The sequence below is a fragment of the Nocardia sp. bgisy118 genome (genome assembly GCF_057708605.1).
The window spans coordinates 65868-91743 of the sequence record NZ_JBYISM010000001.1; the positions used below are offsets into that span (position 1 = coordinate 65868).

26 protein-coding genes are annotated in these 25876 nt (G+C 69.8%); 18 read left to right on the forward strand and 8 right to left on the reverse strand.

Features of this window, described 5'->3' with window-relative positions; all coding sequences use genetic code 11:
- Positions 1–50 precede the first annotated feature (50 nt).
- Together AC3EO7_RS00190 and AC3EO7_RS00195 are read left to right on the forward strand one after the other, a co-directional pair.
- Positions 51–884, forward strand: coding sequence for a C1 family peptidase (locus AC3EO7_RS00190; RefSeq protein ID WP_431970964.1), 834 nt, complete (start codon positions 51–53; stop codon positions 882–884).
- A 130-nt stretch (positions 885–1014) separates the two neighbouring features.
- Positions 1015–1767, forward strand: a complete 753-nt coding sequence (locus AC3EO7_RS00195; RefSeq protein ID WP_431970965.1) for a YebC/PmpR family DNA-binding transcriptional regulator — start codon at positions 1015–1017, stop codon at positions 1765–1767.
- 224 nt (positions 1768–1991) lie between these two features.
- On the opposite strand, the gene AC3EO7_RS00200 is transcribed toward AC3EO7_RS00195, so the two are convergent.
- Positions 1992–2198, reverse strand: a complete 207-nt coding sequence (locus AC3EO7_RS00200; protein ID WP_068066866.1) for a DUF5988 family protein — start codon at positions 2196–2198, stop codon at positions 1992–1994.
- 74 nt (positions 2199–2272) lie between these two features.
- Here AC3EO7_RS00200 and AC3EO7_RS00205 point away from each other — a divergent pair, with 74 nt between their 5' ends.
- The 5 genes from AC3EO7_RS00205 (at position 2273) to AC3EO7_RS00225 (ending at position 5931) form a co-directional block, all read left to right on the forward strand.
- On the forward strand, positions 2273–2779 hold the full coding sequence (locus AC3EO7_RS00205) for an O-acetyl-ADP-ribose deacetylase (protein ID WP_435590130.1): 507 nt from the start codon (positions 2273–2275) through the stop codon (positions 2777–2779).
- Positions 2780–3057: 278 nt separating this feature from the next.
- Complete coding sequence (gene ruvC / locus AC3EO7_RS00210) at positions 3058–3627, forward strand: crossover junction endodeoxyribonuclease RuvC (protein ID WP_431970993.1); 570 nt, start codon at positions 3058–3060, stop codon at positions 3625–3627.
- Positions 3624–4229 carry a Holliday junction branch migration protein RuvA gene (ruvA, locus tag AC3EO7_RS00215; protein WP_431970967.1) on the forward strand — a complete coding sequence of 202 codons (606 nt, stop codon included), beginning with the start codon at positions 3624–3626 and terminating at the stop codon, positions 4227–4229. The genes ruvC and ruvA overlap by 4 nt, the downstream gene beginning before the upstream one ends.
- Before the next feature lie 6 nt (positions 4230–4235).
- Positions 4236–5321: a Holliday junction branch migration DNA helicase RuvB gene (ruvB, locus tag AC3EO7_RS00220; RefSeq protein ID WP_435590131.1), complete on the forward strand. Its 1086-nt coding sequence runs from the start codon at positions 4236–4238 to the stop codon at positions 5319–5321.
- A gap of 94 nt (positions 5322–5415) precedes the next feature.
- Positions 5416–5931 (forward strand): GtrA family protein, encoded by a 516-nt coding sequence (locus AC3EO7_RS00225; protein WP_431970969.1) that lies wholly within the window; start codon positions 5416–5418, stop codon positions 5929–5931.
- 18 nt (positions 5932–5949) lie between these two features.
- Here AC3EO7_RS00225 and AC3EO7_RS00230 read toward each other — a convergent pair whose 3' ends face one another.
- Positions 5950–6516 (reverse strand): DivIVA domain-containing protein, encoded by a 567-nt coding sequence (locus AC3EO7_RS00230; RefSeq protein WP_431970970.1) that lies wholly within the window; start codon positions 6514–6516, stop codon positions 5950–5952.
- Between the two features lie 169 nt (positions 6517–6685).
- Positions 6686–7336 carry a TetR/AcrR family transcriptional regulator gene (locus tag AC3EO7_RS00235; RefSeq protein ID WP_431970971.1) on the reverse strand — a complete coding sequence of 217 codons (651 nt, stop codon included), beginning with the start codon at positions 7334–7336 and terminating at the stop codon, positions 6686–6688.
- Between the two features lie 77 nt (positions 7337–7413).
- Between AC3EO7_RS00235 and AC3EO7_RS00240 the strand changes: the two genes are divergently transcribed.
- From AC3EO7_RS00240 to AC3EO7_RS00270, 7 genes are all read left to right on the forward strand, one after another.
- Positions 7414–8904 carry a flavin-containing monooxygenase gene (locus AC3EO7_RS00240; RefSeq protein WP_431970972.1) on the forward strand — a complete coding sequence of 497 codons (1491 nt, stop codon included), beginning with the start codon at positions 7414–7416 and terminating at the stop codon, positions 8902–8904.
- Positions 8905–9145: 241 nt separating this feature from the next.
- Positions 9146–9496, forward strand: coding sequence for a preprotein translocase subunit YajC (yajC, locus tag AC3EO7_RS00245; protein WP_431970973.1), 351 nt, complete (start codon positions 9146–9148; stop codon positions 9494–9496).
- 103 nt (positions 9497–9599) lie between these two features.
- Positions 9600–11321 (forward strand): protein translocase subunit SecD, encoded by a 1722-nt coding sequence (secD, locus tag AC3EO7_RS00250; RefSeq protein ID WP_431970974.1) that lies wholly within the window; start codon positions 9600–9602, stop codon positions 11319–11321.
- Positions 11318–12550 (forward strand): protein translocase subunit SecF, encoded by a 1233-nt coding sequence (secF, locus tag AC3EO7_RS00255; RefSeq protein WP_431970975.1) that lies wholly within the window; start codon positions 11318–11320, stop codon positions 12548–12550. Before secD ends, secF begins: the two co-directional genes overlap by 4 nt.
- 59 nt (positions 12551–12609) lie before the next feature.
- On the forward strand, positions 12610–14298 hold the full coding sequence (locus AC3EO7_RS00260; RefSeq protein ID WP_435590132.1) for an ABC transporter substrate-binding protein: 1689 nt from the start codon (positions 12610–12612) through the stop codon (positions 14296–14298).
- A gap of 37 nt (positions 14299–14335) precedes the next feature.
- Complete coding sequence (locus tag AC3EO7_RS00265; protein WP_431970977.1) at positions 14336–14908, forward strand: adenine phosphoribosyltransferase; 573 nt, start codon at positions 14336–14338, stop codon at positions 14906–14908.
- A gap of 233 nt (positions 14909–15141) precedes the next feature.
- Positions 15142–17106, forward strand: a complete 1965-nt coding sequence (locus AC3EO7_RS00270) for a CocE/NonD family hydrolase (protein ID WP_435590312.1) — start codon at positions 15142–15144, stop codon at positions 17104–17106.
- A gap of 170 nt (positions 17107–17276) precedes the next feature.
- On the opposite strand, the gene AC3EO7_RS00275 is transcribed toward AC3EO7_RS00270, so the two are convergent.
- Positions 17277–17717, reverse strand: coding sequence for a nuclear transport factor 2 family protein (locus tag AC3EO7_RS00275; protein WP_435590133.1), 441 nt, complete (start codon positions 17715–17717; stop codon positions 17277–17279).
- 81 nt (positions 17718–17798) lie between these two features.
- Here AC3EO7_RS00275 and AC3EO7_RS00280 point away from each other — a divergent pair, with 81 nt between their 5' ends.
- The 4 genes from AC3EO7_RS00280 (at position 17799) to AC3EO7_RS00295 (ending at position 21362) form a co-directional block, all read left to right on the forward strand.
- Positions 17799–18299: a winged helix-turn-helix transcriptional regulator gene (locus tag AC3EO7_RS00280; RefSeq protein WP_431970979.1), complete on the forward strand. Its 501-nt coding sequence runs from the start codon at positions 17799–17801 to the stop codon at positions 18297–18299.
- A gap of 201 nt (positions 18300–18500) precedes the next feature.
- Positions 18501–20120 carry an ABC-F family ATP-binding cassette domain-containing protein gene (locus AC3EO7_RS00285; RefSeq protein WP_431970980.1) on the forward strand — a complete coding sequence of 540 codons (1620 nt, stop codon included), beginning with the start codon at positions 18501–18503 and terminating at the stop codon, positions 20118–20120.
- 123 nt (positions 20121–20243) lie between these two features.
- Positions 20244–20462 carry an excalibur calcium-binding domain-containing protein gene (locus AC3EO7_RS00290; RefSeq protein ID WP_431970981.1) on the forward strand — a complete coding sequence of 73 codons (219 nt, stop codon included), beginning with the start codon at positions 20244–20246 and terminating at the stop codon, positions 20460–20462.
- Positions 20463–20570: 108 nt separating this feature from the next.
- Complete coding sequence (locus AC3EO7_RS00295) at positions 20571–21362, forward strand: class I SAM-dependent methyltransferase (RefSeq protein WP_435590134.1); 792 nt, start codon at positions 20571–20573, stop codon at positions 21360–21362.
- A 25-nt stretch (positions 21363–21387) separates the two neighbouring features.
- On the opposite strand, the gene AC3EO7_RS00300 is transcribed toward AC3EO7_RS00295, so the two are convergent.
- From AC3EO7_RS00300 to AC3EO7_RS00315, 4 genes are all read right to left on the reverse strand, one after another.
- Entirely contained in the window at positions 21388–22566 is a 1179-nt protein-coding gene (locus AC3EO7_RS00300) for an acyl-CoA dehydrogenase family protein (protein WP_431970983.1), read from the reverse strand.
- Positions 22563–23942, reverse strand: coding sequence for an FAD-binding oxidoreductase (locus AC3EO7_RS00305; RefSeq protein ID WP_431970984.1), 1380 nt, complete (start codon positions 23940–23942; stop codon positions 22563–22565). The genes AC3EO7_RS00300 and AC3EO7_RS00305 overlap by 4 nt, the downstream gene beginning before the upstream one ends.
- Before the next feature lie 313 nt (positions 23943–24255).
- Positions 24256–24579 carry an avidin-fold protein gene (locus AC3EO7_RS00310; RefSeq protein ID WP_431972175.1) on the reverse strand — a complete coding sequence of 108 codons (324 nt, stop codon included), beginning with the start codon at positions 24577–24579 and terminating at the stop codon, positions 24256–24258.
- On the reverse strand, positions 24576–25874 hold the full coding sequence (locus AC3EO7_RS00315) for an ATP-grasp domain-containing protein (protein ID WP_431972174.1): 1299 nt from the start codon (positions 25872–25874) through the stop codon (positions 24576–24578). Before AC3EO7_RS00315 ends, AC3EO7_RS00310 begins: the two co-directional genes overlap by 4 nt.
- Positions 25875–25876: the final 2 nt, after the last annotated feature.

Sequence of the window (25876 nt, forward strand, 5' to 3'; positions counted from 1 at the left end):
CGACCGACCCGGACGTGGTGGCGACACCACCCGACGAACGAAGCGCGAACATGACCGAAGTCATCCCCGCACCCAGTGCGGGCAAGCAACAACCGGTGCCCGCAGAGGCCCGGATCTGCAATCTGGTCCCGTCCCGCGACACCGAGCGGGATTGGACGTTCGCCGACGCCGTGGCCGTCGGCGCGCTGGGCGCCGTCGGCGCGCTGCCGTCCTCGGTGGACCTGCGCCGCGACTGGTGGACCATCGGCGATCAGGAGGACACCGGGTCCTGCGTCGGCTGGGCAACCGGCGACGGACTGATGCGCTACCACATGGTGACCGCGACCAAACTGAGCAGCGACCGCCGCGTCTCGCCGCGGTTCGTGTGGATGGCCTCCAAGGAGACCGACGCCTTCTTCCAGCGGCCGGAGACCTTCATCGAGGGCGCGGGCACCGAGCTGAAGGCGGCCGTCGAGGTCTGCAAGAAGTACGGCGCGGTCGAGGAGTCGTGGCTGCCGTTCCACATCCAGACCAAGATGTACCGCGGCCAGGAGAACACCTTCTGGGCGCATGCGGCCACGCTGCGCATCGCCTCGTATTTCAACGTCGGCAAGAACCTCAAGCAATGGCGGACTGTGCTGGCCGACGGTCGCCCGATCCTCGCCGGGTTCATGGTCGACGACACCTGGGACAGCGCCACCGACAACGGCGGCTTCCTGGAGGAATTCGCGCCGGGCACCGAACGCGGCGGGCACGCCGTGGCCATTGTGGGCTACCTGCCCAGCGGGCACTTCATCGTCCGCAACAGCTGGGGCACCGCCTGGGGCGACAAGGGCTTCGCCTACGCGTCGCCGAAATACATCGAGGGCGCCTTCTTCCCCGAGGCGTACGTGGTCTCGCTCTGAGTTCTGGGCGCGCCGGGCGGGACGGGCGAGTCCTGCCCCGGTCGCACGAGGGAATGGGGGCCGAAGCCGTGCCGACGGCGTCTACTAGGCTGGTGGAGTTGTCCGTAAACCGACCCGAAGGAAGTAGGGAATGAGCGGCCACTCCAAATGGGCCACCACCAAGCACAAGAAGGCCGCGATCGACGCGAAGCGGGGCAAGCTCTTCGCGAAGCTGATCAAGAACATCGAGGTGGCGGCCCGCACGGGTGGCGGTGATCCGGACGGCAACCCGACGCTGTACGACGCCATTCAGAAGGCCAAGAAGTCGTCGGTCCCCAACGACAACATCGAGCGTGCCCGCAAGCGCGGCGGCGGCGAAGAGGCCGGCGGCGCCGACTGGCAGACCATCATGTACGAGGGCTACGGTCCCAACGGCGTCGCGGTGCTCGTCGAGTGCCTCACCGACAACCGCAACCGCGCCGCGGGCGAGGTGCGCGTCGCGATGACCCGCAACGGCGGCAACATGGCCGATCCGGGCTCGGTGGCCTACCTGTTCCATCGCAAGGGCGTCATCACCCTGGAGAAGAACGGTCTGTCCGAGGACGACGTGCTGATGGCCGTGCTGGACGCGGGCGCCGAGGAGGTCAACGACCTCGGCGAGTCGTTCGAGGTCATCAGCGATCCGAGCGATCTGATCGACGTGCGCAAGGCGCTGCAGGCGGCCGGGATCGACTACGACTCCGCCGAGTCCGGCTTCCAGCCCTCGGTGTCGGTCGCGGTCGACGCCGACGGGGCGCGCAAGGTGTTCAAGCTGGTCGACGCGCTCGAAGACAGCGACGACGTGCAGAACGTCTACACCAACGTGGACATCTCCGACGAGGTCCTCGCGCAGCTGGACGACTGATCCGTCACGACGACGAGCCCCGGCCGGGAACGCGGCCGGGGCTCGCCCGTTTCCGGGGTCGGCCGACCTGCTCGCGGTTGTACTCGGCCATCGACGGAATTCGGCAGACGGTATCGGCGCATCACTCGATCGGGCGCGTCGGGTCGTCCACACCGGCGCGCCGGATGCGACCGCGCGGTACCCACGGGCGACCGATCGGGATCGCCACGCGGGGCACCCCGGGGCTATTCGGCCACTTTCGTGCGGTCACACCATTCGTAGACGGTCAGGGGACCCGACTCGGTGTCGGCCTGCCGCTGGGTGACCTTGAAGTGTTCGTAACCGCCCTTGAAGGGGATTTTGAGCTCGATCCCCGGCGGGGTGATGGGAACGATCCGCTCCGGCAAGTCCGCGGGCCCGCCTTCGAGGATGGCTTTCGCACCGTTGCTCATCAACCGATGGTAGTTCCGGGAACGCCGCGGCCTCGGTATTTTCGCGGGACCGCACGGCGCGGGAGAATCATCGCATGGTCTCCCTCGAGTTCGTGCGCGGCGACATCACCGAGCAGACGGTCGACGCGGTGGTGAACGCGGCCAACTCCTCGTTGCTCGGCGGTGGCGGCGTCGACGGCGCCATTCATCGCAAGGGCGGTCCCGAGATCCTGGCCGCGTGTCGCGACCTGCGCGCGTCGCGCTACGGCAGGGGCCTGCCCACCGGCAAGGCGGTGGCCACGACCGCGGGCCGGTTGCCCGCCCGGTGGGTCGTGCACACGGTCGGCCCGGTCTGGTCGGCGGGTGAGGATCGTTCCGAGCTGCTGGCCTCCTGCTACCGCGAATCCCTGCGCGTCGCCGATGAACTCGGGGCCCGCACCGTCGCCTTCCCCGCCATCTCCACGGGCATCTACGGCTGGCCGATCGAGGACGGCGCCCGCATCGCGGTCGAGACCGTGCGCGCGGCCGAGACCGCGGTGTGGACCGTGCGCTTCGTGCTCTTCGACGAACGCGCCTACACGGCGTTCGCCGCGCAGGCCTAGGCGGTTCTCCACCTTCGCTCCGGCCGTGCGCGGGCTGGAGACGGGCTGCGCCCAGCAGCGCTTGTCAGCCGCCTCGCTCCGGCTGTCGGGGCTCTCGGCGGACGGGTCGGCAGCGCCCGCGGTGTGTCCCTGGCACTGGCTCCCGCTGTGCCCGGGCTGCTGGGCAGACGGCGCCCGCAGCGTCGTCCACGGGGTCACGAATCGTGTCGCTGGTGACCGGGAGCGCCGCGCTCCGTTAGACTCTCGAACAGTTGTTCGTGTCTGGGAGAGGGGAATTCGTGCGGGTGATGGGCGTCGACCCCGGGCTCACCCGGTGCGGCCTCAGCATCGTGGAGGGTGGGCTCGGCCGCAAAGTCACCGCGCTCGACGTCGATGTGGTGCGCACCCCCGCGGACATGGATCTGGCGCAGCGGCTGATGCGCGTCGCCGACGCTGCCGAGCACTGGATGGACACCCACCGGCCCGCCGCAGTCGCGATCGAGCGGGTGTTCGCCCAGCACAACGTGCGCACCGCCATGGGCACCGCCCAGGCGGGCGGCGTGATCGCGCTGGCCGCGGCGCGGCGCGGAATCCCGGTGGCCTTCCACACGCCGAGCGAGGTGAAGGCCGCGGTCACCGGCAACGGCACCGCCGACAAGGCGCAGGTGACCGCGATGGTCACCCGCATCCTCGGGCTGCGGGTGGCGCCCAAACCGGCGGACGCGGCTGATGCGCTGGCATTGGCGATCTGTCATTGTTGGCGGGCGCCGCTGCTGGAGCGGATGGCCGAGGCCGAGGCCAAGGCGGCCGAGGCACGGCGGCGCTACACCGAACGGCTGGCGGAACAACGGAAGGCGGTGCGCGGGTGATCGCGTCGGTACGCGGCGAGGTGCTGGAGATCGCACTCGATCACACGGTGGTCGAGGCGGCGGGCGTCGGCTACCGGCTCAACGCGACCCCCTCGACGCTGGCCGCGCTGACCCGCGGCGAGGAAACGCGCCTCTACACGGCGATGATCGTGCGCGAGGACTCGATGACGCTGTACGGCTTCGCCGACACCGAGGCGCGCGACCTGTTCGGCCTGCTGCAGACGGTCTCCGGCGTCGGGCCGCGCCTGGCCATGGCCGTGCTCGCAGTGCTCGAGCCGGAGGCGCTGCGCAAGGCGCTGGCCGAGAGCAATGTCGCGGCGCTGACCAGGGTACCCGGCATCGGCAAGCGCGGCGCCGAGCGCATGGTGGTGGAACTGCGCGACAAGGTGAACCTCGTCCCGGTGCAGGCGGGCCCGCCGGGCAGCGCTCCCGCTCCGGTGCTCACCCCCGTGCGCGAGCAGGTCGTCGAGGCGCTGACCGGGCTGGGTTTCCCGGCCAAACAGGCCGAACAGGCGGTCGACACCGTGCTGGCCGACCAGCCCGCCGCGGGCACCTCCACCGCACTGCGCGCCGCGCTCTCGCTGCTCGGCAAGAACCGATAGGCCACGATGGACCACGACGACACCGGCGCGGCCGAATCCCCGGTCAGCGCAAGCTATCTGAAGTCCGACGGTGAGATCGAGGCGAGCCTGCGCCCGAAGTCGCTCGACGACTTCATCGGCCAGCCCCGGGTCCGCGAACAGCTCGCCCTGGTGCTGCGCGGCGCCAAGCAGCGCGGCGGTACCCCCGATCATGTGCTGCTTTCGGGCCCACCGGGGCTCGGCAAGACCAGCATGGCGATGATCATCGCCGGTGAACTCGGCACCGCGCTGCGCATCACCTCCGGTCCGGCGCTGGAGCGGGCGGGCGATCTGGCCGCCATGCTCAGCAACCTGGTCGAGGGCGACGTGCTGTTCATCGACGAGATCCACCGCATCGCCCGCCCCGCGGAGGAGATGCTCTATCTGGCCATGGAGGACTACCGCGTCGACGTGGTGGTCGGCAAGGGGCCGGGCGCGACCTCCATCCCGCTCGACATCGCCCCCTTCACCCTGGTCGGGGCCACCACCCGCTCCGGCGCGCTGACCGGCCCGCTGCGCGACCGCTTCGGCTTCACCGGTCACATGGACTTCTACGAGCCCGACGAGCTGCTGCTGATCCTTCAGCGCTCGGCGCACATCCTCGGCGTCGGCATCGAGACCGACGCGGCCGCCGAGATCGCGGGCCGGTCGCGCGGCACGCCGCGCATCGCGAACCGGTTGCTGCGCCGGGTCCGCGACTACGCCGAAGTGCGCGCCGACGGACTGATCACCCGTCCCATCGCGCAGGCCGCGCTCGAGGTCTACGACGTGGACTCCCTCGGTCTCGACCGCCTGGACCGCGCGGTCCTCGGCGCACTGGTCCGCAGCTTCAACGGCGGCCCGGTGGGCGTCTCGACCCTCGCGGTCGCGGTGGGGGAGGAGGCCGCCACCGTCGAGGAGGTCTGCGAACCGTTCCTGGTGCGCGCGGGCATGGTGGCGCGGACGCCGCGCGGGCGCGTGGCGACGGCCGCGGCCTGGGAGCACCTGGGCCTGGTGCCGCCGCCCGACCTGGTGTTCGGCTCGATCGAAGTCCGTGGCAGAGAACCGCATCCGACCCTGGACCTTTTCGACTGATCGGCGGGGGCGAACATCAGGTGAACGCCTTGTCTCGCCGATGCCGGGATCCGCGCGATCGGCGGGCTCGGACCCGCACCGATAGAGTCGGGACATGACGGTGGTTCAATCCGTGCTCGACCACATCCCCGAGCCGTATCGCAGCAAGGCGATCGAGCACCGGGAACTGCTCAAGTTCGCGACGGTCGGCGCCATCACGTGGTTCATCGACACGGGCGTCGTCTACGCCACCAAACTGACGGTGCTCGGCGAGAAGCCGCTCACCGCCCGCCTGCTCGGCGTGCTGATCGCCACCATCGCGTCCTACATCCTCAACCGCGAGTGGTCGTTTCGCACCAGGGGCGGGCGTCAGCGCCACCACGAGGCCGCGCTGTTCTTCGCGGTGAGCGCGCTCGGCATCGGCGTCACGATGATCCCGCAGGCGATCTCGCTGTACGTGCTGGATCTGCGGGTGCCGCACGTGGGACCGGTGACCCAGGCGGTGGCCAACTTCATCACCGGTCAGATCCTCGGCGTGCTGCTCGCCATGGCCTTCCGCTTCTGGGCGCTGCGCCGCTTCGTCTTCCCCGACGACCTGCGCGAGGCCGAATTGCACAGCATCCAGGGCTGATTCGACCGTCGGCGTCCGTCAGTGGCGCGCTTTCTCGAGCGCGGTGACCACCAGATCGAGGAACGCGTCGACCTCGTCGCGCTGGTATCCGCGGCTGCCGAGGCGCGCCTCGGTGAAGCGGACCGCGCGCACGTCGCCGACCGTGAGACAGCCGGGCCCGCCGTGCGCGAGGGAGGCCGCCACCAGGTCGAGGAAGGCGTCCACCTCCTCCTCGTGGTAGCCGCGGCGGCCGACGGGAGACTGAGTGAACCGCATGCGGTGCACGTCGTCGGGAGTGAGCAGGGGAGCGGGACCGGGTCCGGTGCCGCCCGCGGGCACCGGCCGCGTGCCGTTCTGGCGGTGTTCGAGCTCGGCGCGCACCCGGTCCAGGAATTCGTCCACCTGATCGGCCTGGTAGCCGCGCCCGCCGAAACGGGGCGTGCCGAAGACGACGTGGCGGATGTCGTCGGCGGTGAGTGCGCCCTGACCGTCGAGGGTGGCGGCGACCAATTCCATGAACGCGTCGACCTCGTCGGCGTGATAGCCGCGATGGCCGACCGACGGCATGGCGAAATGGATTCGGCTCACGTCCTCGGGGGTCATCATCCGCGACATTGTGTCAGGGTCACCGACCGGATCCGGCCGAATGCCGGTATTTCGAACTGTACGGTCTCGTCCGAACCCGTCTCTTCCAAACACGAACGCCCCCATGCGAACCACTGCCTGCTTGTGCACCCACACTGTAGTCGCCGGGAGCGTTTCGCACGGGTGGTCGTCAGTCCTTGCGCACGCCGTCGATGAGCAGCCGCCGGACCGCCTGGTTCAGGCCGCGGATGGCCGCTTCGTCCGGGTCGCGCATGCCGTGGATGACGCCGGCGAGCAGCATGCCCGTCACCGCGCGCGCGGTGTTGGCGGTGTCCAGGTCGGCGCGCAGGTAACCCCGCTCGACGCCGTGTTCCAGGTAGCCCGCGGTGAGCGCGTCCGCCGTGTCGAGCAGGCCGTAGAGCCGGGCGGTGAGCTCGTCGTCGATCCCGGTGGCGTGGAACAGCAGCAGCTGCGGGATGCGCCGCTCCTCGAGCAGGATGCGCGACAGCGCCGTGCCGATGCGCTCGAGCTGGGCGCGGTACTCGTCCAGTGAGCCCGCCGCGTCCGGTGCGTTCTGGGTGCCCAGCGCGTCGATGATGCGGGCGGACAGGTCGTCGATGACGTGATCGATGATGTCGCGCTTGTTGGCGAAGTATCGGTAGAAGGTGCCGTGGCCGATACCGAGCTCGCTGGCGATGTCGGCGATGCCGGTGGCGTGATAGCCCTTCTCGGCGAAGCAGACGAACGCCGTGTCGATGATCTCCTGCCGCAATTCGGCCTTGCGTCGCTGCAGCGCGTTTCCGGCCGCCGACCGGGGCGCACGGGTGGATGGCTTCGTCACCCTGGCAATGATACTGTCGTCACAAACGGAATGATGTGTCATTCCGTGACAACTGATTCACATCTTGGAGGTTCGACGTGGCGCCTCAATACGACGCCGTGGTGGTCGGTGCGGGATTCGGTGGCATGGGGGCGAGTATCGAGCTCGACCGGCTCGGCCTGAGCAATTACGTGATCCTGGAGCGCGAGAACGATCTCGGCGGCACCTGGCACGTCAACCGCTACCCCGGCCTCGCGGTCGACATCGCCTCGGTGACCTACTCGTATTCCTTCGAGCCCAACCCCTACTGGTCGCGGTTGTTCGCCCCAGGCAAGGAGCTGAAGAAGTACGCCGAGCACATCGCCGACAAGTACGGCCTGCGTCGCAGGATGCGCTTCGGCGTCGTGGTGGACGGCGCGCGCTGGGACGAGGAGCGGCAGCACTGGGTGGTCTCGATCGCGGGCGGCGAAACCGTCACCAGCCGCTACCTGCTCACCGCCACGGGATTCCTCTCCCAGCCCTACACCCCGCCGTTCCCCGGCATCGAATCCTTCGCGGGCAAGATCATCCACACCACCGCGTGGGACGACGACTTCGATCTGACCGGTCGCCGCGCCGCGATCATCGGAACGGGCGCCACCGCCGTGCAGCTGGTGCCCGAGGTGGCCGAGAAGGCCGCCGCGCTCACCGTCTTCCAGCGCACCCCGATCTGGGTCGTGCCCAAAATCGACGCGCCGATCCCGGCGCCGGTGCAGAAACTGTTCGCCAGGGTGCCCGCTACCCAGAAGGCCGCGCGCCTGGTCAACACCTCGATGCTGGAGGCGCTGATGGTGGTCGGCGTGCTGCACTTCAAGCAGGCCAAGGCGATGAACAAGGGCGCGGGACTGCTCGCCAAGGCACACCTGCGCGCACAGGTGCGCGACAAGCGGACCCGCGAGCAGCTCACCCCGCACTACGACTTCGGCTGCAAGCGCCCCACCTTCTCCAACCACTACTTCAAGACCTTCAACCAGCCGCACGTGCGGCTCGAGACGAACTCGATCGACCACGTCGAGGCCGACGGCATCGTCACCGCCGACGGGCACAAGACCGAGATCGACACGCTGATCCTCGCCACCGGCTTCAACCTGTGGGACGTGAACTTCCCGGCCGTGGAGATCATCGGCCGTGACGGGGTAAACCTCGGAAAGTTCTGGCGGGACAACCGTTTCCAGGCCTACGAGGGCATCACGGTGCCGAAGTTCCCGAACTTCGTGAGCCTCAACAGCCCGTACTCCTACAGCGGTCTGTCCTACTTCACCACCATCGAGGCGCAGATGAAGCACATGGGCAGGCTGTTCGGCGAGCTGTTCCGCCGTGGTGAGACCACCTTCGAGGTGACCGAGGCGGCCAACGCCCGCTTCCTCGACACCGTCACCGACAAGCTCGGGGCCTCGGTGTTCTACGGCGGTGATTGCTCGACGGCCCGCAGCTACTACTTCAATCAGCACGGCGAGGCCGCGCTGCTGCGTCCGAACAGCACCGTCAGCACGCATCGCAAGGCGGTGAGCTTCCCGCTCGACGACTACGTCTACGGCGCGTCCGCCTGATCCGATCCCACCGCCCCGTGACCGGGAACAACCTGGTCGCGGGGCCTTTTTTCGGCCGGATGGCGCCCTCGGCCCGCCGCGCGAACCGCGGTTCGGGACGCCCGCGGACGTGCCGTACGCCGCACGAGTCGGCGCGAGTGGCGCACGTCAAGGGTGTGCGGGTGTGGCAGTGCCGACAACAGCTGGCAGACTGTGGTGGTACTTGTCCATCCCACCCACAAGACAGGGACTGACTTCGACGATGGATTTTCTGTTTCCGCTGCTACTGGTAGCCCTGCTCGTGCCGATGTTCCTCGGTATCCGCCGCCAGAAGCGGGAGGCCGAGAAGGTCACGGCCATGCAGGAGGACCTGAAGATCGGCGACGCGGTAGTCACCACGTCGGGTCTGTGGGGCACCGTTGTCGACCTCGACGACGACACCGTCGACCTCGAGATCGCGGAGGATGTCGTGACCACCTGGTTGCGGCAGGCGATTCGTGAGGTCCGTACCGTCGACGAGGCGACCGCCGACGAGACCGGTACCGACGAGACCCCGGCGGTACCCGCCGAGGAATCGCCCGAGCAGACCGAGACCCGGCTGACCAAGGACTGACGTCGGCTGCGCCACGCCCGCGCGCCGGACGCCCGTGCGTTCGGCAGCACACGCGTGTGCGCGCCTGATCCACCCTCGACTTCCCGCCTAGGAGATACGAACTGTGCCACCTTCCCAGGGATCGGCGCATCCGCTCAGGTTGCTCGGCGTATACGCCGCGCTGCTTGCCGTGATCTATGCGTTGGTGTTCTTCACCGGTGACAAGGCCCCGACCCCCAAGCTCGGCATCGATCTGCAGGGCGGCACACGGGTCACGCTGACCGCTCGCACGCCGGACGGCAGCAAGCCGAGCCAGGACAGCCTGCACAAGGCGCAGGAGATCATCGAGAACCGCGTCAACGGTCTCGGCGTCTCCGGCTCCGAGGTGGCCATCGAGGGCGACAACATCGTGATCACGGTGCCGGGCGACGACGGCCAGCAGGCGCGTGCGCTCGCCACCACCGCCAAGCTCTACATCCGTCCGGTCCTGCAGGCCGTGCCCAAGGGCGCGACCACGCCGCAGGCGCCGCCCGCGCAGCTGCCCGCGCCGGATGCCGGACAGCCCGCCCCCGCGCCTGCTCCGGCCGAGGCTCCCGTGCCGGAAGCGCCCGCACCGGCAGCTCCCGCACTGGAAGCGCCCGTCGAAGAGGCGCCCGCGCCGCAGCAGCGGGTCTTCCCCGCGCAGGCGCCGACCCAGCCCGCGGACCCGAATCAGACTCCGCAGGAAGAGGCGCAGGGCGAGATCGCGGCGGCCAAGGCGACCAGGCAGAGCACCGACCCGGCCACTCAGCAGGCCGCGATGCTCGCGCTGGACTGCACCAAGCCGGACCCGCTCGCGGGCAACGACGACCCGAGCCTGCCGCTGGTCGCCTGCTCGCAGGACGGCACCGAGGTCTTCCTGCTGGACAAGAGCCGCATCGACGGCCAGGAGATCGACAACGCGATCGCCAATCTCGATCAGCAGCAGTCGCGCTGGGTGGTCGACCTGAAGTTCAAGTCGACCGGTAGCGACGCGTGGGCCGACCTGACCCGCGAGTACCTGTACAAGCGCGTCGCGTTCACCCTCGACTCCAAGGTGTTCAGCGCGCCGCAGGTGCAGGCGGGTCCGCAGCTCGGCGGCACCACCCAGATCTCCGGCTCCTTCACCGCCAAGTCCGCCAAGGAACTGGCGAACACGCTGAAGTACGGTTCGCTGCCGCTGTCGTTCCAGACCTCCGAGGCCGAGACCGTCTCGGCGACCCTCGGCCTCTCCTCGCTGCGCGCGGGCCTGCTCGCGGGCGCGGTGGGCCTGGTCGTGGTGCTGCTGTACTGCCTCGCCTACTACCGCATGCTCGGCTTCCTGACGGGTCTGTCGCTGATCGCGTCCGGTTTCGCCGTGTACGGGATCATGGTGCTGCTCGGGCGGTGGATCGGCTTCACCCTCGACTTGGCGGGCATCGCCGGTCTGATCATCGGTATCGGCATGACCGCCGACTCGTTCGTCGTGTTCTTCGAACGCATCAAGGACGAGATACGCGAGGGCCGCAGCTTCCGTTCGGCCGTGCCGCGCGGCTGGCAGCGGGCCCGCCGCACGATTCTGTCCGGTAACGCGGTGAGCTTCATCGCCGCCGCGGTGCTCTACTGGCTCGCGGCCGGACAGGTCAAGGGCTTCGCGTTCACGCTCGGCCTGACCACCGTCCTCGACGTGGTGGTCGTGTTCCTGGTCACCGCGCCGCTGGTGCTGCTGGCCTCGCGGAGCGCGTTCTGGTCGAAACCGTCGGTCAACGGGCTCGGCGCGATCCAAGAGGTCGCGCGCGAGCGCCGGGCCGCTGAAGCCGCAGTCGCAGAAGGCGTGAGGACGCGATGACCAACAGCCAGACCAGCCCCTCGCTGCGCAAGGACGCCGAGCGGCCGTTCGACTCTTTCGTCCCCGGACCGAACGTGCCCAAGCACGGCTTCTTCAACCGGCTCTACACCGGAACCGGCGCGATCGACGTCATCGGCCGCAGGCGGATGTGGTACGGCATCACCGCCGTCATCGTGCTGATCGCGCTGGCCAGCATCCTGTTCCGCGGGTTCAACTTCGGCATCGACTTCGAGGGCGGCTCGCGCGTCCAGTTCCCGGCGGGCGACGCCAGCACCTCCCAGGTGGAGCAGGTGTACCGCGACGCGATCGGCACGGACCCGGTCTCCGTGCAGACCGTCGGCACCGGGGCGAGCGCGACGATGCTGATCCGCTCCGAGGCGCTGGACGCCCGGCAGATCGACACGCTCAACTCCGCCTTGTTCGCCGAGTTCAAGCCCAAGGACAAGGACGGCAACCCGAGCCGCGCCGCGATCAGCACCTCGGACGTCAGCGAGACCTGGGGCAGCCAGATCACCGAGAAGGCTCTGCGGGCGCTCGCGGTGTTCCTGGTGATCGTCTCGATCTACATCGCCGTCCGCTTCGAACGCGACATGGCGATCGCCGCGCTGGCCGCGCTGGTCTTCGACGTCCTGGTCACCGCGGGCGTGTACTCGCTGATCGGTTTCGAGGTCACCCCGGCGACCGTCATCGGCATCCTGACGATTCTGGGCTTCTCGCTCTACGACTCGGTCGTGGTGTTCGACAAGGTCGAGGAGAACACCAGGGGCATCCTGCATCTGAGCCGCCGCACCTACGGCGAACAGGCCAACCTCGCGATCAACCAGACGCTGATGCGGTCGATCAACACCGCGCTCATCGGCATCCTGCCCATCGTGGGCCTGATGGTGATCGCGGTGTGGATGCTCGGCGTCGGCACGCTGAAGGACCTGGCGCTGGTGCAGCTGGTCGGCCTGCTGGTCGGCACCTACTCGTCGATCTTCTTCGCCACCCCGCTGCTGGTCTCGATCAAGGAGCGCTGGGGCCCGGTGGCGGCGCACACCAAGAAGGTGCAGTCCAAGCGCTCCGGCATCGCCGCGGCGCGGGCAGGCGCGGCGGCCGAGCAGCGCGCGGTCGCCGCGAGCGGTCGGCAGGAACTGGCCGACGCCCCGGCGCGGCGCTACCGGGAGAGCGACCAGTCCCCGCGGCCGGGAGCCCGGCCGTCCGGAAAGCGGAACAAGAAGAGGCACTGACAACCGACGGTAGGGGGTTTCGTTCCATGCGACAGCCACGCAGCGTTGCGGTGCGTCTGATGGGAGCGGTCGCCGTGGGCGCCCTGGCCGCCGGATCGGTGGCCGGGTGCTCCGGGCAGAACCAGGTGCCCTCCATCGGCTACGCCGTCGATGCCGTGATCGCCAGCTACAACGGCGGCAGCACGCTCGGCGCGAGCAGCGGCTCGGCGGCGGTGTTCCAGCGGGTGCTCACCGGGTTCTTCTACACCGGACCCGACGGGCAGCAGGTCGCCGACACCGATTTCGGCACCGCCAAGGAGGTGCCGGGCGAGTCCCAGACCATCCAGTACCGGCTGAACCCCGACGGCGTGTACTCCGACGGGGTGCCCACCTCCTGCGACGATCTGGTGCTGACCTGGGCCGCGCACAGCGGGCGATTCACCAAACCCGGTCCGGGCGGCGTCGTTCCGCTCTTCGACGCCGCCGACACCGCGGGCTATTCGGATATCGAGCGGGTCGACTGCCAGCCGGGATCCAAGGACGCCACCGTGGTGTTCCGTCCGGACCGGCGGTTCCTCTCGTGGCGCGACCTGTTCACCGCGGGCGAGGTGATGCCCGCGCACGTCGCCGCGCGGGCGGCCAACGTGCCGAATGTGGTGTCGGCCTTGCAATCCGGTGATCCCGGCGCCGTGCAGCGGCTGGCCGATTTCTGGAACACCGGCTGGACCATCGGTTCCGACAGCCTCGACCTCTCGCGGTTCCCGTCCTCGGGCCCGTACCGGATCGAATCCTTCAGCCAGAAGGACGGTCTGGTGTTGATCGCCAACGAACGCTGGTGGGGCAACAAGGCCGAGACCGGACGCATCGTGGTGTTCGACAAGACCGCCGATCTGAAGGCCAAGGTCTCCGACAACGCCGTGAGCGTGGTCGACGTCGGCGCGAACTCGGTGAAAGACCTCGATCTGGGCGGCTTCTCGTCGAAGACGGTGCCAGGCCGCGGCGCCGAGCAACTGGTGCTCGCCACCGGGGGCGTGTTCGGTTCGGTGGACGCGCGCCGCGCCTTCGCGCTGTGCGTGCCGCGCCAGGCGCTGTTCGACACGCTGGGCAAGGCCGCCGACGTGCCGGGCACCGGCCTCGGCGCCGGGCCGCTGAACTCCCGTATCACGCAGCAGGATTCGCTGTACTACGCCGCGACGACCGGCGCTGCCGAACGGTATCGCGGCACCGACATTCCCGCGGCCACCGCCACGCTCGCCGGCGCGCGCGCGGCGAATCCGACGATCCGTATCGGTTACCTCGCGCCCGACGAGCGGCGCGCGAAGACCGTGCAGATGATCGCCGAGGCGTGCCGGTCGGCCGGCATCACCGTGGTGGACGCGGGCGCGCCCGACTTCCGCCCCACCCAGCTCGGCGAGGGGCGCGTCGACGCCGTCCTGGCGAGCACGGCGGCGGCGCCCGGCCCGTCCGGTTCGCTGACCGGAGTGGCGGCGACCAGCGCATTGCGCACCGGCAACGGTCTCGATTTCGGGCGATTCGGAAACGGCCGCTACGATGCGATCACCGATCAGCTTGCGGCCGACGACAACTCGGCCGCGCAGCTGGGTCTGCTGACCGAGGCCGAGAACCTGTTGTGGTCGGAGATGCCGAGCATTCCATTGTTCGCCACTCCGCGCACGATCGCCTTCGGCAACGGTCTGCACAACGGTGTGGCCGGTCCCACCCAGGGCGGTACCGGCTGGAACATGGACCGCTGGGTGTTGCGGCGGTGACAGGTGTATGTGGGTGAGTGATCATGGAGAGGTGTCGATGAGTAAGCACGCGGCGATCGAGTCCGACGAGATTGTCGCCGAGCGGACCGCCATGGCGGCCGAGCTGGTCGAACGCCTGACCCGCTGGCGCGACGATTTCCCGACCCCCGGTGTCCGCTTCGCCGACCTCACGCCTGTCTTCGCCGATCCCGAGGGCTTCCGCGCGGTGATCGACTGCCTCGCCGCCTGCGCGCCGGACGCCGACCTGGTCGCCGGGGTGGACGCCAGGGGCTTCCTGCTCGGCGCGGGCGTCGCCGCCACCCTCGGCACCGGCGTGCTCGCCGTCCGCAAGGCGGGCAAGCTGCCGCCGCCCGTGCTGAAGCGCGAGTACAGCCTCGAGTACGGCACCGCCGCCTTGGAAATCCCGGCCGACGGCGTCGACCTGAGGGGTCGCCGGGTGCTGCTGCTCGACGACGTACTCGCCACCGGCGGCACGCTGGCCGCTGCCGCGGACCTCTTCCTGTCGGCGGGCGCGGAGATCGTCTCGGCCGCGGTCGTGCTCGAGCTGAGCTTCCTGGAAGGCCGGAGCCGTCAGGGGGAGTACCCGCTGGCCTCCATCGTCCGTATCTGATTGTCCGGCGGCCGCTTCCGGTCGTTGACGTGGCATGTTTCGACGTGCCGAGCGGCCCGTAGGTCCCACATTCTCCGGTAGCGAATTGCTATCGTCTCGGTCGTTGTCGAGTGACCGGTGACGATGGAGAGGGCAGGGTGGCCAGGACACTGCAGCCGAGTGCGCTGTCGGGTTCGATGATCAGGTCTTTGGTGGGCGCGGTCGCGGTCGTGCTAGTGGTGACCGTCATCGGGATGTACCACCCGTCCCGCGAGCAGCCGCCGGATCTGACCGCTCTCACCGAGCAGTGGACCGCACTGCACGACGGCCCGCAGCCGTACTCCGACGTGAACATCCAGTGGGACGTTCCCATTCAGATGAGCGACGGCGTCGTCCTCAAGGCCAACGTCTACCGTCCCGCGCAGACCGGCGGCCCGGTGGAGACGCGGCCACTGCCGACGATCGTGAACCTGACCCCCTACACCAAGCTCATGACGAACCTGATCGATTCGGCGCTGGCAGTGCCTCGCATGCAGCAGCTCACGGTGGACCTGGCGCGGCGGGTCAACGTCTCGGGCACACCGATCACCGGATTCGCCGATCTGCTGCACGCGTTCGACGGCGGGACGGTGCAGACCGTGCTCGGCATCGATCGCAATCTCATCCGCAGCGGCTACAACCTCGTCGTGGTCGACGTCCGCGGCACCGGTTTCTCGCAGGGCGCCTGGGACACCCTCGGCGCCCGCGAACAGCTCGACACCCGCGAGGTGATCGACTGGGCCGCCACCCAACCCTGGTCCGACGGCAAGGTCGCGATGAGCGGCGGGTCCTACGCGGGCATCAACCAGTTGCGGGCCGCCGAGGACGCGCCCGCGCCGCTGAAGGCGATCTTCCCGGTGGAACCGGGCAGCGATCTGATGCGCGACGTGGTCGCGCCGGGCGGCGGCATCGGCACCACCTTCCTGCCGCTGTGGCTCAGCAACGTCAATCAGCTCAAGCTGATCCCCGACGTGTCCTCGATGCTCGAGGGCACGTTCGACTGGGCGTGGTTCCACGAGCGAATGTCGGACCCGACCACCAACTTCGATCTGCTCGCCCAGGCACTGCTGACGCCGTCGCTGGATCGCGTCCCACCGGCGCTGGCCGACGCGCTCGACGCCGACAGCCCGTTCCGGCAGGGCATCCTCGGCCATCCGGAGCGGGTGAACGTCCCGGCCTTCGTCTACGGCGGCTGGCACGACATCTTCGCCAACAGCGCCACCAACCTGTTCAACGCGATGCCACTGCCCGACAACCAGAAGAAGCTCGTCGTCGGCAACACTTATCACGCCAATCCCGGCGCGGGAACCGGTGTGCCCGGCGCCCCGGCCCGGCTGGACGTCTTGCAGCGCGCGTGGTTCGACAAGTGGCTCAAGGACATCGACAACGGCATCGACGGATACGGCCCGATCGTGATGTGGGAGCAGGGCGGCGGCTGGATCACCTTGGGAGGCTTTCCGCAGCCGGGTATCGTGCATCGCCGCGTCTACCTGTCGGCGCAGGCCAGCGGCGCCGCCGAGGACGTGGTGCACGACGGCTCACTGACGTCGACCAGCCCCGCCGGGGCGGACGTGCTCACCGTCGCGCCGGGTCTCACCACGATCTGCTCTCGCGACACCGCCCAGGCCTCGGCGGGCCTCACGTCGTTCCTGGACATGTGCACCAAGGACGCCAGGATCGCCGAACGCAACGCCCTCACCTTCACCAGCGCGGCCGTCGCCGAGCCGACCGTGATCTCTGGGCCGATCAACGTGCACCTCAACACGGTGCACGACGCCACCGACGGCTACTGGAGCGTCACCGTCAACGACGTCGCGCCCGACGGTACCTCGGTGGTCCTGTCCACCGGCCAGTTGACCGCCTCGATGCGGGCCGTCGACGAGGCCAAGAGCACCCGCTCGCCCTCCGGCGACTACACCGCGCCGTTCAACCCGATCACCCTGGACAGCATGCTCCAGGTGGTGCCCGGTGAACCGGTCGCGCTCGATATCGCCGTCATTCCCACCCAGGCGGTCCTGCAGCCGGGCCACCGGCTGCGGGTCGCCGTCTTCGCGGGCAACTCGCCGAAAGGACTCCCGTTCCGGCCGATGCTCAACAACACCGAGCTCAAGCCCCAGTATCTGAGCATCGATCCGAACGCGCCCAGCTTCGTCAACCTGCCCACCGATCGGCCGCTCTAGGCGTACCTCCGCCTTCGCTCCGGCCATGCGCGGTCTGTCGACGGATTCCGTCCGGCGGTGTCGATCGTGCGTACCTTCGGCCGTCGCTCCGGCTATGCGCGGGCTGAGGACGGACTGTGTCCGGCCGCGCCTGTTCGGCGAACCTCCTGCCCGCGCTCCGGCGGCGCGCCTCAGGCTGTCGCGCCGACCGCGGCGGGCGGCTGGGCGGTCCGCGCCCGGCGCATCAATCCGGGGTGGCGAAGCAGGCCGGGGCCGAGCTTCGCTGCCAGGAAGCTCAGTGCGAGCCAGGGGCGCAGGTGCGGATCGAGCCTGCGGATGCGGCCGTCCTCGGCGAGTTCGAGGACCATGGCCTCGGTCATCCGGAACGGTCCGACCTTCGCCTCGGCCAGCAGCACCCGGTGCGCGCCGTCGCCGAGCCGCGCGGTCCAGCGCAGTCCGGATATGCCGCGGTAGACCACCGTGAGCAGGACGCGCAGGTCGTCGTGTCCGCGGAAGACTAGGGCGCCCGAGATCGGCGAGTGCAGCTCGGCGTCCGGGGCGAGCGTCTCCATCAGCGCGTCGATATCGGCGGTCTCGGTCGCCGCACAGAACTGATCCACCACATCCGGCATGTCCACGCACCCTTCCGTTCGGTTGTCCGATAGCCAACGTAATCAAGTCACTTGTTTTTTGCAACGGACTAGAATGACGGGGTGGCCAAGGCTGACCTATCCGAGATCGTCTGCTCGATCGCCCGCACGCTCGACGCGGTGGGGGAGCGGTGGACCCCGCTGATCCTGCGCGACCTGTTCGTCGGGATGACGCGCTTCGAGGACCTCCGGCGCGATCTCGGCATCGCCTCGAACGTGCTCGCCGCCCGCCTGGAGACGCTGCGGGCGCACGGCATCGTCGAATCGCGGGTCTACCAGACGAATCCGGTGCGGCGGGAGTATCTGCTCACCGACAAGGGGCGCGATCTCTATCCCGTGCTGGCCACGCTGATCGCCTGGGGGGACAAGTGGAGCGCGGGACCGGAAGGGCCGCCGGTGATCTCCGTTCACCGCCCGTGCGGGCAGCATGCCTCGGGTGTGGTGGTGTGCGAGGAATGCGGCGAACCGCTCACGGCCGAGACGGTGAGCTGGCAGCCGGGCCCCGGTGCGCGGCGGGGCCAGGGGACGATGCTGGTGGGTGATTTCATCGGGGCCGCCGAGTGATTCGCCGATCGGGCGGGTGGCCCGCGGGGCGCCCGGCGTCGCGGGTGTGAGCGAAATTGCACTGGCACGATCGCCCGGTCTGTGTCTAACCTGGAACGGTCTTGTCCCCGTCGATCGGAGCATGTGTTGATTTCTTGAGGTTTCGCTTCCGGGCGGCCCGCTTACGCGCGCCGCGTTCCGTCGCAACCTCAGGGGTTCCGCATGACCTTTCTTTCTCTTTCCGATCTCACGTTCTCCTGGCCGGACGGCACTCCGGTGTTCGAAGGACTCGGCGCGGTGTTCCCGGCCGCGCACATCGGCGTGGTCGGCGTCAACGGCGCCGGGAAATCCACCCTGCTGCGCCTGATCGCGGGGGAGCTCGCGCCCGCCCGCGGATCGGTGGCGGTGACCGGACATCTCGGCTACCTCCGCCAGGATCTCGGGCTGGCGGACGGTCAGCGGGTCGACGCCGTGCTCGGCATCGACCGAGTGCGAAAGGCCCTGCACCGCATCGAATCCGGTGACGGCGACGAGCGCGACTTCGAGACCGTCGGCGCCGCTTGGGATGTCGAGGAGCGAGCCGTCGCACTGCTCGGCCGGCTGGGTCTGCACTACGTCGCGGATTCGGTCGAGGGGCTCGACCGTCGTCTGGACACCCTGTCCGGCGGCGAGACCGTGCTGCTCGGGCTGGTGGCCGAGTTGCTCGCCGAACCCGACGTGCTGTTGCTCGACGAGCCGACCAACAACCTGGATCACGTGGCGCGCGAACGCCTCTACGAGGTGATCGGGCAGTTCTCCGGGACGGTGATCACGGTCAGCCATGATCGTGAACTGCTCGAACGGATGACTGCGATCGCGGAGCTGCGCGCGGGCGAGCTGCGGCTTTTCGGCGGGAACTTCGGCGAGTACGAGCGCATCGTCGAGGCCGAACAACAGGCGGCGCGGTCGGCGGTGCGGGAGGCGCGCAACGACGTGCGAAGGCAGACACAGGAACTGGCCGAGACGCGGATCAAACTCGACCGCAGGCAGCGCTACGGCAAGAAACAGGCCGACAACATGCCGAAGATCCTGGCCGGAGCGCGCAAGCGCGCGGCGCAGGTGTCGGCGGGCAAGCTGCGCAACACCCACATCGAACGGTTGGACACCGCCAAGGAACAGCTCCAGCAGGCGGCGGAACTCGTCCGCGACGACAAGGAGATCCGCATCGACCTGCCCGGCACCCGGCTCTACCCGGGGCAGGAGGTGCTCGCGCTGGACGAGGTGACGCTGGCCTGCGGGCCGACGGTGACGCTGCGAATCTCGGGGCCGGAGCGGATCGCGCTGACCGGACGCAACGGGATCGGGAAATCGACGCTGCTGCGCCGGATCGCGGCGGCACCGCCTTCGGTGACGTGGCGGATGCTGCCGCAACGGCTCGACCTGTTCGACGAGAGTCGCTCGGTGTTCGAGAACGTGTCCGCCGCCGCGCCGCACGCGACGCCGTTGCAGGTCCGTTCCCGCTTGGCGCGCTTCCTGTTTCGCGGCGGCGACGCCGACGTCGCGGCGGGGGCGCTGTCGGGTGGTGAGCGATTGCGCGCCGCGCTCGCCATGCTGCTGCTGGCCGATCCCGCGCCGAGACTGTTGCTCCTCGACGAGCCGACCAACAACCTCGATCTGCCCAGCCTGCACCATCTGACCCAGGCGCTGGCCGGATTCGAGGGCGCGCTGATCGTGGTGAGCCACGACCCGCGTTTCCTCGACGACATCGGGGTGACCCGGCGGCTCGAACTCACCGAGGACGGGTTGGCCGACGCCGACCGGATCGCCGACGAGGACGCGCCGGACGTCGGCCCGGCGGTCTGACGTGGGCGTCTTGCGCGCGCCGGCTTTCGGCTGGCAAAATGTGCGGGTCGTCCGATTGGAGACGAAAAGTACTGTCGGGCAGACGCTTCCGCGGTCCGCCCTGGGATGAAGGGGGTCGACCCGGTGCAGTTCGCCCGACGCCTCGCCACCACGATCTTCGCCGCCGCCGCTCTGGTCGCGCTGGGCTCCGCCGCCGCGGGAACGGCCCAATCGGAGCCGTACTACAAGAACTGCACCGAGGTCCGCGCGGCGGGCAAGGCTCCTCTCCACAAGGGCGACCCGGGTTACGCCGAGCACCTGGACCGCGACGGCGACGGCATCGCCTGCGAACCGCAGCGTTGATCTCCGCGCCCCGGCGGGCCGGGAGCTCGAGGTCACCGCGGGCTCGCGGACCGCGCGAACGGCCGCGAGGGAGGGGTCTCGCCGAGCCTCCGGTCGTAGGATCGGTGGATGGCGGACGATCGACGGCCGCGCTTCCCCGGCCTGGAGTACGCGGAGGCCGCCGCGCACCATCGCGCGGTGGACGACTGGTTCCTGGCGCGGGTCCGGCCCGAGGACGCGGACACCGTGGTCGACCTCGGCTGCGGCAGCGGTGAGTTCACGGCCGCGCTCGCGGAGCTGGCGCCGCGCGGCCGGGTGATCGGGGTCGATCAGGATCCGTCCATGCTCTCGGCCGCGGACCGGTACTCGGCGCCGAATCTGGAGTTCGTGCGTGCCCCGGCCACCGAGTTCGATCGGTGCCTGGAGGCGGGCGTGGCCGATCTGGTGGTCAGTCGATCGATGCTGCACTGGCTCCCGGTCGCCGACTATCCGGCGGTGTTCGGCGCGGTATATCGCACGCTGCGTCCCGGCGGCTGGTATCACTCGGAATCCGGCGGCGCCGGGAACCTGGCGGGTCTGGCGGCGGTGTTCGAGCGGATCGCCGCCGCCAACGGACTGCGCCCGCCCGAGCCGTACCCGGACGCGGGCACCGTGTTCGACATGCTGCGAGCCACCGGATTCGACATCCCCGGCGACGGCGTGCGCACGGTCGCCCAGCTGCGCCCGTTCACCCGCGCCCAGCTCGCCGACATGCTGCGCACGACGGCGTCCGCCGTGCTCACCCGGCAGGCCGATCCGTCCGACGCCCACCGGCTGGTCGAGGAGCTTGTCGGGGCCACCGACGAGCTCCTCCGCCCGGATGGCACCTACGACCAGACCTTCGTTCGTCTCGACATCCTCGTGCGACGCCCGACGGACTGACGCTCGCACCCGGGGCGGACGGCGTTCAGCCGACCAGCCCGAGGCAGAGCTTGAACGACGGCGTGCCGCCCATCAGGTACGCGCCCGCGGACTGGAGAATGCGGTCCTGAGCGACGATGTGCTGGCACATGGTGTTGGTGTCGCGCAGCCAGCGGTCCAGCGGCGAGGGCCGGTAAATGGCGGCCGTCTGGCGCAGGTCGTAGAGGCGGCCGACGATGGTGCGGGCGGTGCGGAAGGCGTGCAGTCGGGAGAGGGGCAGCGCGGCGCGCTCGGTCGGAGTCAGCTCGTCGAGCGTGCCTCCCGCGCCGAGGATTTCCCACTGGCGCCGCAGCGCCGTGTAGACGCCGGAGCGGGCGGCGTGCAGGTCGGCCTCGCATTCGGCGATGGTCACCTGGACGCGGTAATCGTCTGCCTTGGCGGCGGATTCGGCGCGCGCGTAGTCCAGCGCGGCGCGCGCGACGCCCAACGGGACCGCGGGCATGTTGCGCATGTGCACCTCGGGCTGGCCGAGCGGGCCGAAACCGTGTCGCACGGAAGCGAACTCGAGCGTGTGCTCCTCCGGGACGAACACCTCGGCGATGCGGTAATCGCAGCTGCCGCTGCCCGCCAGGCCCGTGGTGTGCCAGGTGTCGATGACCTCCACCTGCGCGCGCGGCACCATGAACAGTCGCGAATCCGGTGCGCCCGAGGCGTCGCGTTCGGGCTCGCCGTCGCGAACGACGAACGCGCCCGACACCACCCAGTCGGCGTGGGTGATGCCGCTGCCGAACTGCCAGCGGCCGCTGAGCCGGAAGCCGCCGGGGACGCGCTCGGCGCGGCCGGTCGGGAACAGCAGGCCCGCGGTCACCATGTCCAGGCTCGGGAACATCTCTTTGGCGACCGGCTCATCGAGGAACCGGGCGTACAGGCCGGTGTCGGAGCCGATCATGGCGCACCAGCCGACCGAGGCGTCGCCGTAGGCCAGCGCCTCGACCACCTCGGTCTGCTCGATCGAGGTCAGTTCGGGGCCGCCCCAGCCGCGCGCGAACGCCATGCGGAAGACGCCCGCGTCGCGCAGCAGCTCGACGATGTCGGCGGGCAGCCTGCGCGCGGCCTCGATCTCCTCGGCGCGCTCGCGCAGCTGCGGCGCCAGCGCCTGGGCGCGGGCCAGGATCTCGGCGCCGGAGCCGAGCGGGGTGGTGCGGGGTTCATCGACGAGTGTCATCCGCGGATCTCCTTGCTGAGCGGGGTGATCGCCTGGGGGAAACGGAAGAAGCCGTCCGGGTCGTACCGGTGCTCGAGCCGCGCCAGGCGGTGGTGGTTGGGTCCGTAGTAGGCGGACAAGTCGGTGAGGGCGGGGTCGGTGAAGTTCACGTAGGCGGCGTCGGTGGCGTAGCCGCCCATCTCCTCGTAGAGCCCGTCGAGCCATTCGAGGTTGCACCACACCGTCTGCGCCGAGTCGGTCTCGCTCCACGAGGTGTCCATGGAGACCAGGAACAGCGTGTCGCGGTGCGGGAAGGCGGTGTCGCCGACGGGGATTCGGTTGATCGCGCCGCCCCAGGTGAACAGCGCGACGCCCGCGCCGTCCGGGTTGGCGCTGCCGGGCCAGCGATCGATGGCGTCGATCACGACGTCGATCCCCGCCTCGGTCAGCGGTTTCGGCGTGCACCGGGTGCGCACCGCGAAGGGGTCGCCCGAGGTCTCGTGGTGCAGGAAATCCTTGGCCTGCCAGTAGTCGCGATCGGCGATGTCGACTCGCCGCGGCGTGGCGGCAGCGAGCGCCGGTTCCAGCAGTTCGCGCAATTCCGACGCGGGACCGAGGTGTTGGCCGATCACCGAGACCACGCCCGGGTTGTCGCCCGAACGGCTCGCGCCGATACGCGCCGCGAACTCGTCGGGCGCGGCCGCCATGATCTCCTGCATGACCGCCAGCACGCGCCGCGCGTCGCGCCATTCCCACAGCAGCAGGCAGGTCGAGCTGGACACGGTGGGCCGAGCCTGGAATGTGAACGACGTGTTCACCCCGAGGTTTCCGCCGCCGCCACCGCGGCAGGCCCAGAACAGGTCGGCGTTCTCGCGCGCGTCGCAGCGCAGCGTGCTGCCGTCGGCCAGCACGATCTCGGTCTGCACCAGCGCGTCCGCGGTGAGCCCGAACGCGCGCGACACCGCGGCCACGCCGCCGCCGAGCACCAGCCCGCCGATCCCGACCTGATTCGAATTGCCCAGCGGCACAGCTAGATCGTGCTCCTGTAGCGCGGCGTACACCGCGCCGTTGGTGGCGCCGCCGCCGACGGTCACCAGCCCGTTCGCCGCGTCGACCCGCACACCGCCGAGGCCGCGCAGGTCGAGCACCAGCCCGGTGCCGACCGAATGCCCGGCGTAGCTGTGCCCGCCGCCGCGGGCCACCAGCGGCACCTCGGCGTCGCGCGCCCACCGGATGGCCCGCGCGACGTCGGCGGCGTCGCGCACCGACAGCACCGCGCGCGGCCGAATGTCGGCGTACCGCTTGTTGAACGGGACGCTCGCCGCCGCGAAGCCGTCGTCGCCGGGGTAGCGCACCGTTCCCGCGTCCAAGCGGTCGAGACTCGTGAAGTCGGTCATCGGCTCGCCTCCGACGAGGTTGTGCGGCCGTAGCCGTCCCCGGAGACGAAGTCCGCCGTACCGCGGCCGATCGCCGCCCAGCGACGATCGGCCGCGCCCGAAGGCTGACGCCGTGCGCTATCGGTTCCGCTGCGGGACAGCGCACTTCGTCGATCCCCACCGGACGGTGTGCCTTCTGCCGAATCGGGCGTGAATCGGGCGATCGGGACCGGGCCGGTCTCAGCGCCGGACAATGCCGATGCCAGATCCGTGTCGGAGCGGGCGAACACGGCCGCGTCCCACGATCGCACGCCGAACCGGCGCAACAGCCGGTTCACCGGATCTCCTCCAAGTAGGAGATTCCGCTGCTTCCATTGGGCCCGTAGCGTTCCCACTCCTCGCGCAGCCGCAGCGGTTCGCCGTCGGTCACCTCCGGCTCCGACCGCGTGATGCCTGAGACGATCTCGCCGCCGTGCAGCACCATCGTGTAGGCCAGGCGCAGCACACCGTCGGCGTCGCACAGTCCGTTGAGCGCACCGCGGCGCACCTTGCCGCCCGCGAAGAACGCCCACACCAGATCGCCTTGCTGGTGGTACCGCGCCACCACACCGTCGTCGCTGTCCGGGTTGCGGAACCGGCGGCCGTCGTAGTCGATCATTTGTCGGCGTCCAGCAGTCCGGCGGGCAGGGTGAATCCGGAGCCGGGCGCGAGCGGTTCCAGCGGATCGCCGACCAGTTCGACCGAAGCGGTCGCCGCCTTGAGCAATTCGGAGCAGCGCGGCGCGTCGGCCGCCTCGCACACGACGAACGAGTGCCGGGCGATGTAGCCGCCGGGCGGCAGCCGCAGCTCCGCGCCGGGCTCGACCATCGCGGCCGCGGTGACGAGACCGGGCGCGTGCTCGGGCACCGTCACCGAGCGCACGAGTGTGTCGCGTTCGGGGTAGCCGAATCGGATGCCCGCCGCGGCTTTGCGGGTGGGCTTGGTCGCAGGCCGGTGGCCGGTGGCGACGTCGACCAGCACCTCGCCGGGGTCGATGCCGGTGGCGATCTTGCCGAGGAACGGGATGAGGTCGCCGCCGAGGCGGCCGTTGACCTCGATGATGAGCGGTCCGCGCGAGGTCAGCCGCACCTCGGTGTGCGTGATGCCGTTCTCCACCCCGAGCTCGCGGTGTGCGGCGGCCAGGGTGCCGATCAGGGTCTCGTCCTCCAGCAGCGGGTCGGCCGCGTCGACCAGGTGGCCGAGCTCCTCGAAGTACGGTTCCAATCCGGTTCGCTTGCGCGCCAGGAACATCGGCAGGTACTCGCCCTTGTAGACGGCGGCGTCGATGCTGATCTCCGGTCCCACCGCGAACTCCTCCACGATGGCGGTGCCGCGGAACGGCTCGTCGCCGATGGTGCTGGCGCCGGTGGCGGTGGCGAAGGCGGCGTCGAGTTCGACGCGGTCGGCGGCAAGTACCACGCCCATGCTCGCGCCGAGCGCCTGCGGCTTCACCACCACCGGGTAGCCGATGCGGTCCGCGGCCGCCCGCGCTTGCTCGAGCGTGCCGGTGAGCTCGAACCGGGGCTGGACGAGGCCGGCGTTGGTGAGCACCGAGCGCGTCCGGTTCTTGTCGCGGCAGCCGCGCACGCCGGTGGTGGTGAGCCCGGGCACGCCGAACTCGTCGGCCATGTCGGCGGCGGGCTGGACGAGCGGCTCGTCCCAGCACAGGACGCCGACCACCCGCCTGCGGGCGGCGATCTTGCGCGCCTCGGCGGCAAGGACGGCGTGATCGAAGACGTTGGCGACCACGATCTCGTCGAAATAGGTGTGTTGCCAGGTGGGTTCGATGTTGTTGAGCAGCACCAGGTCCAGGTCGCGGGACCGGGCGCGCGCCGTGACCGAGCGCACCAGGTATTCCCGGTACAGGCGCAGTCCGCTGCCGATCACCAGCAGCACGTCGTTGGTGGGGTTCATGA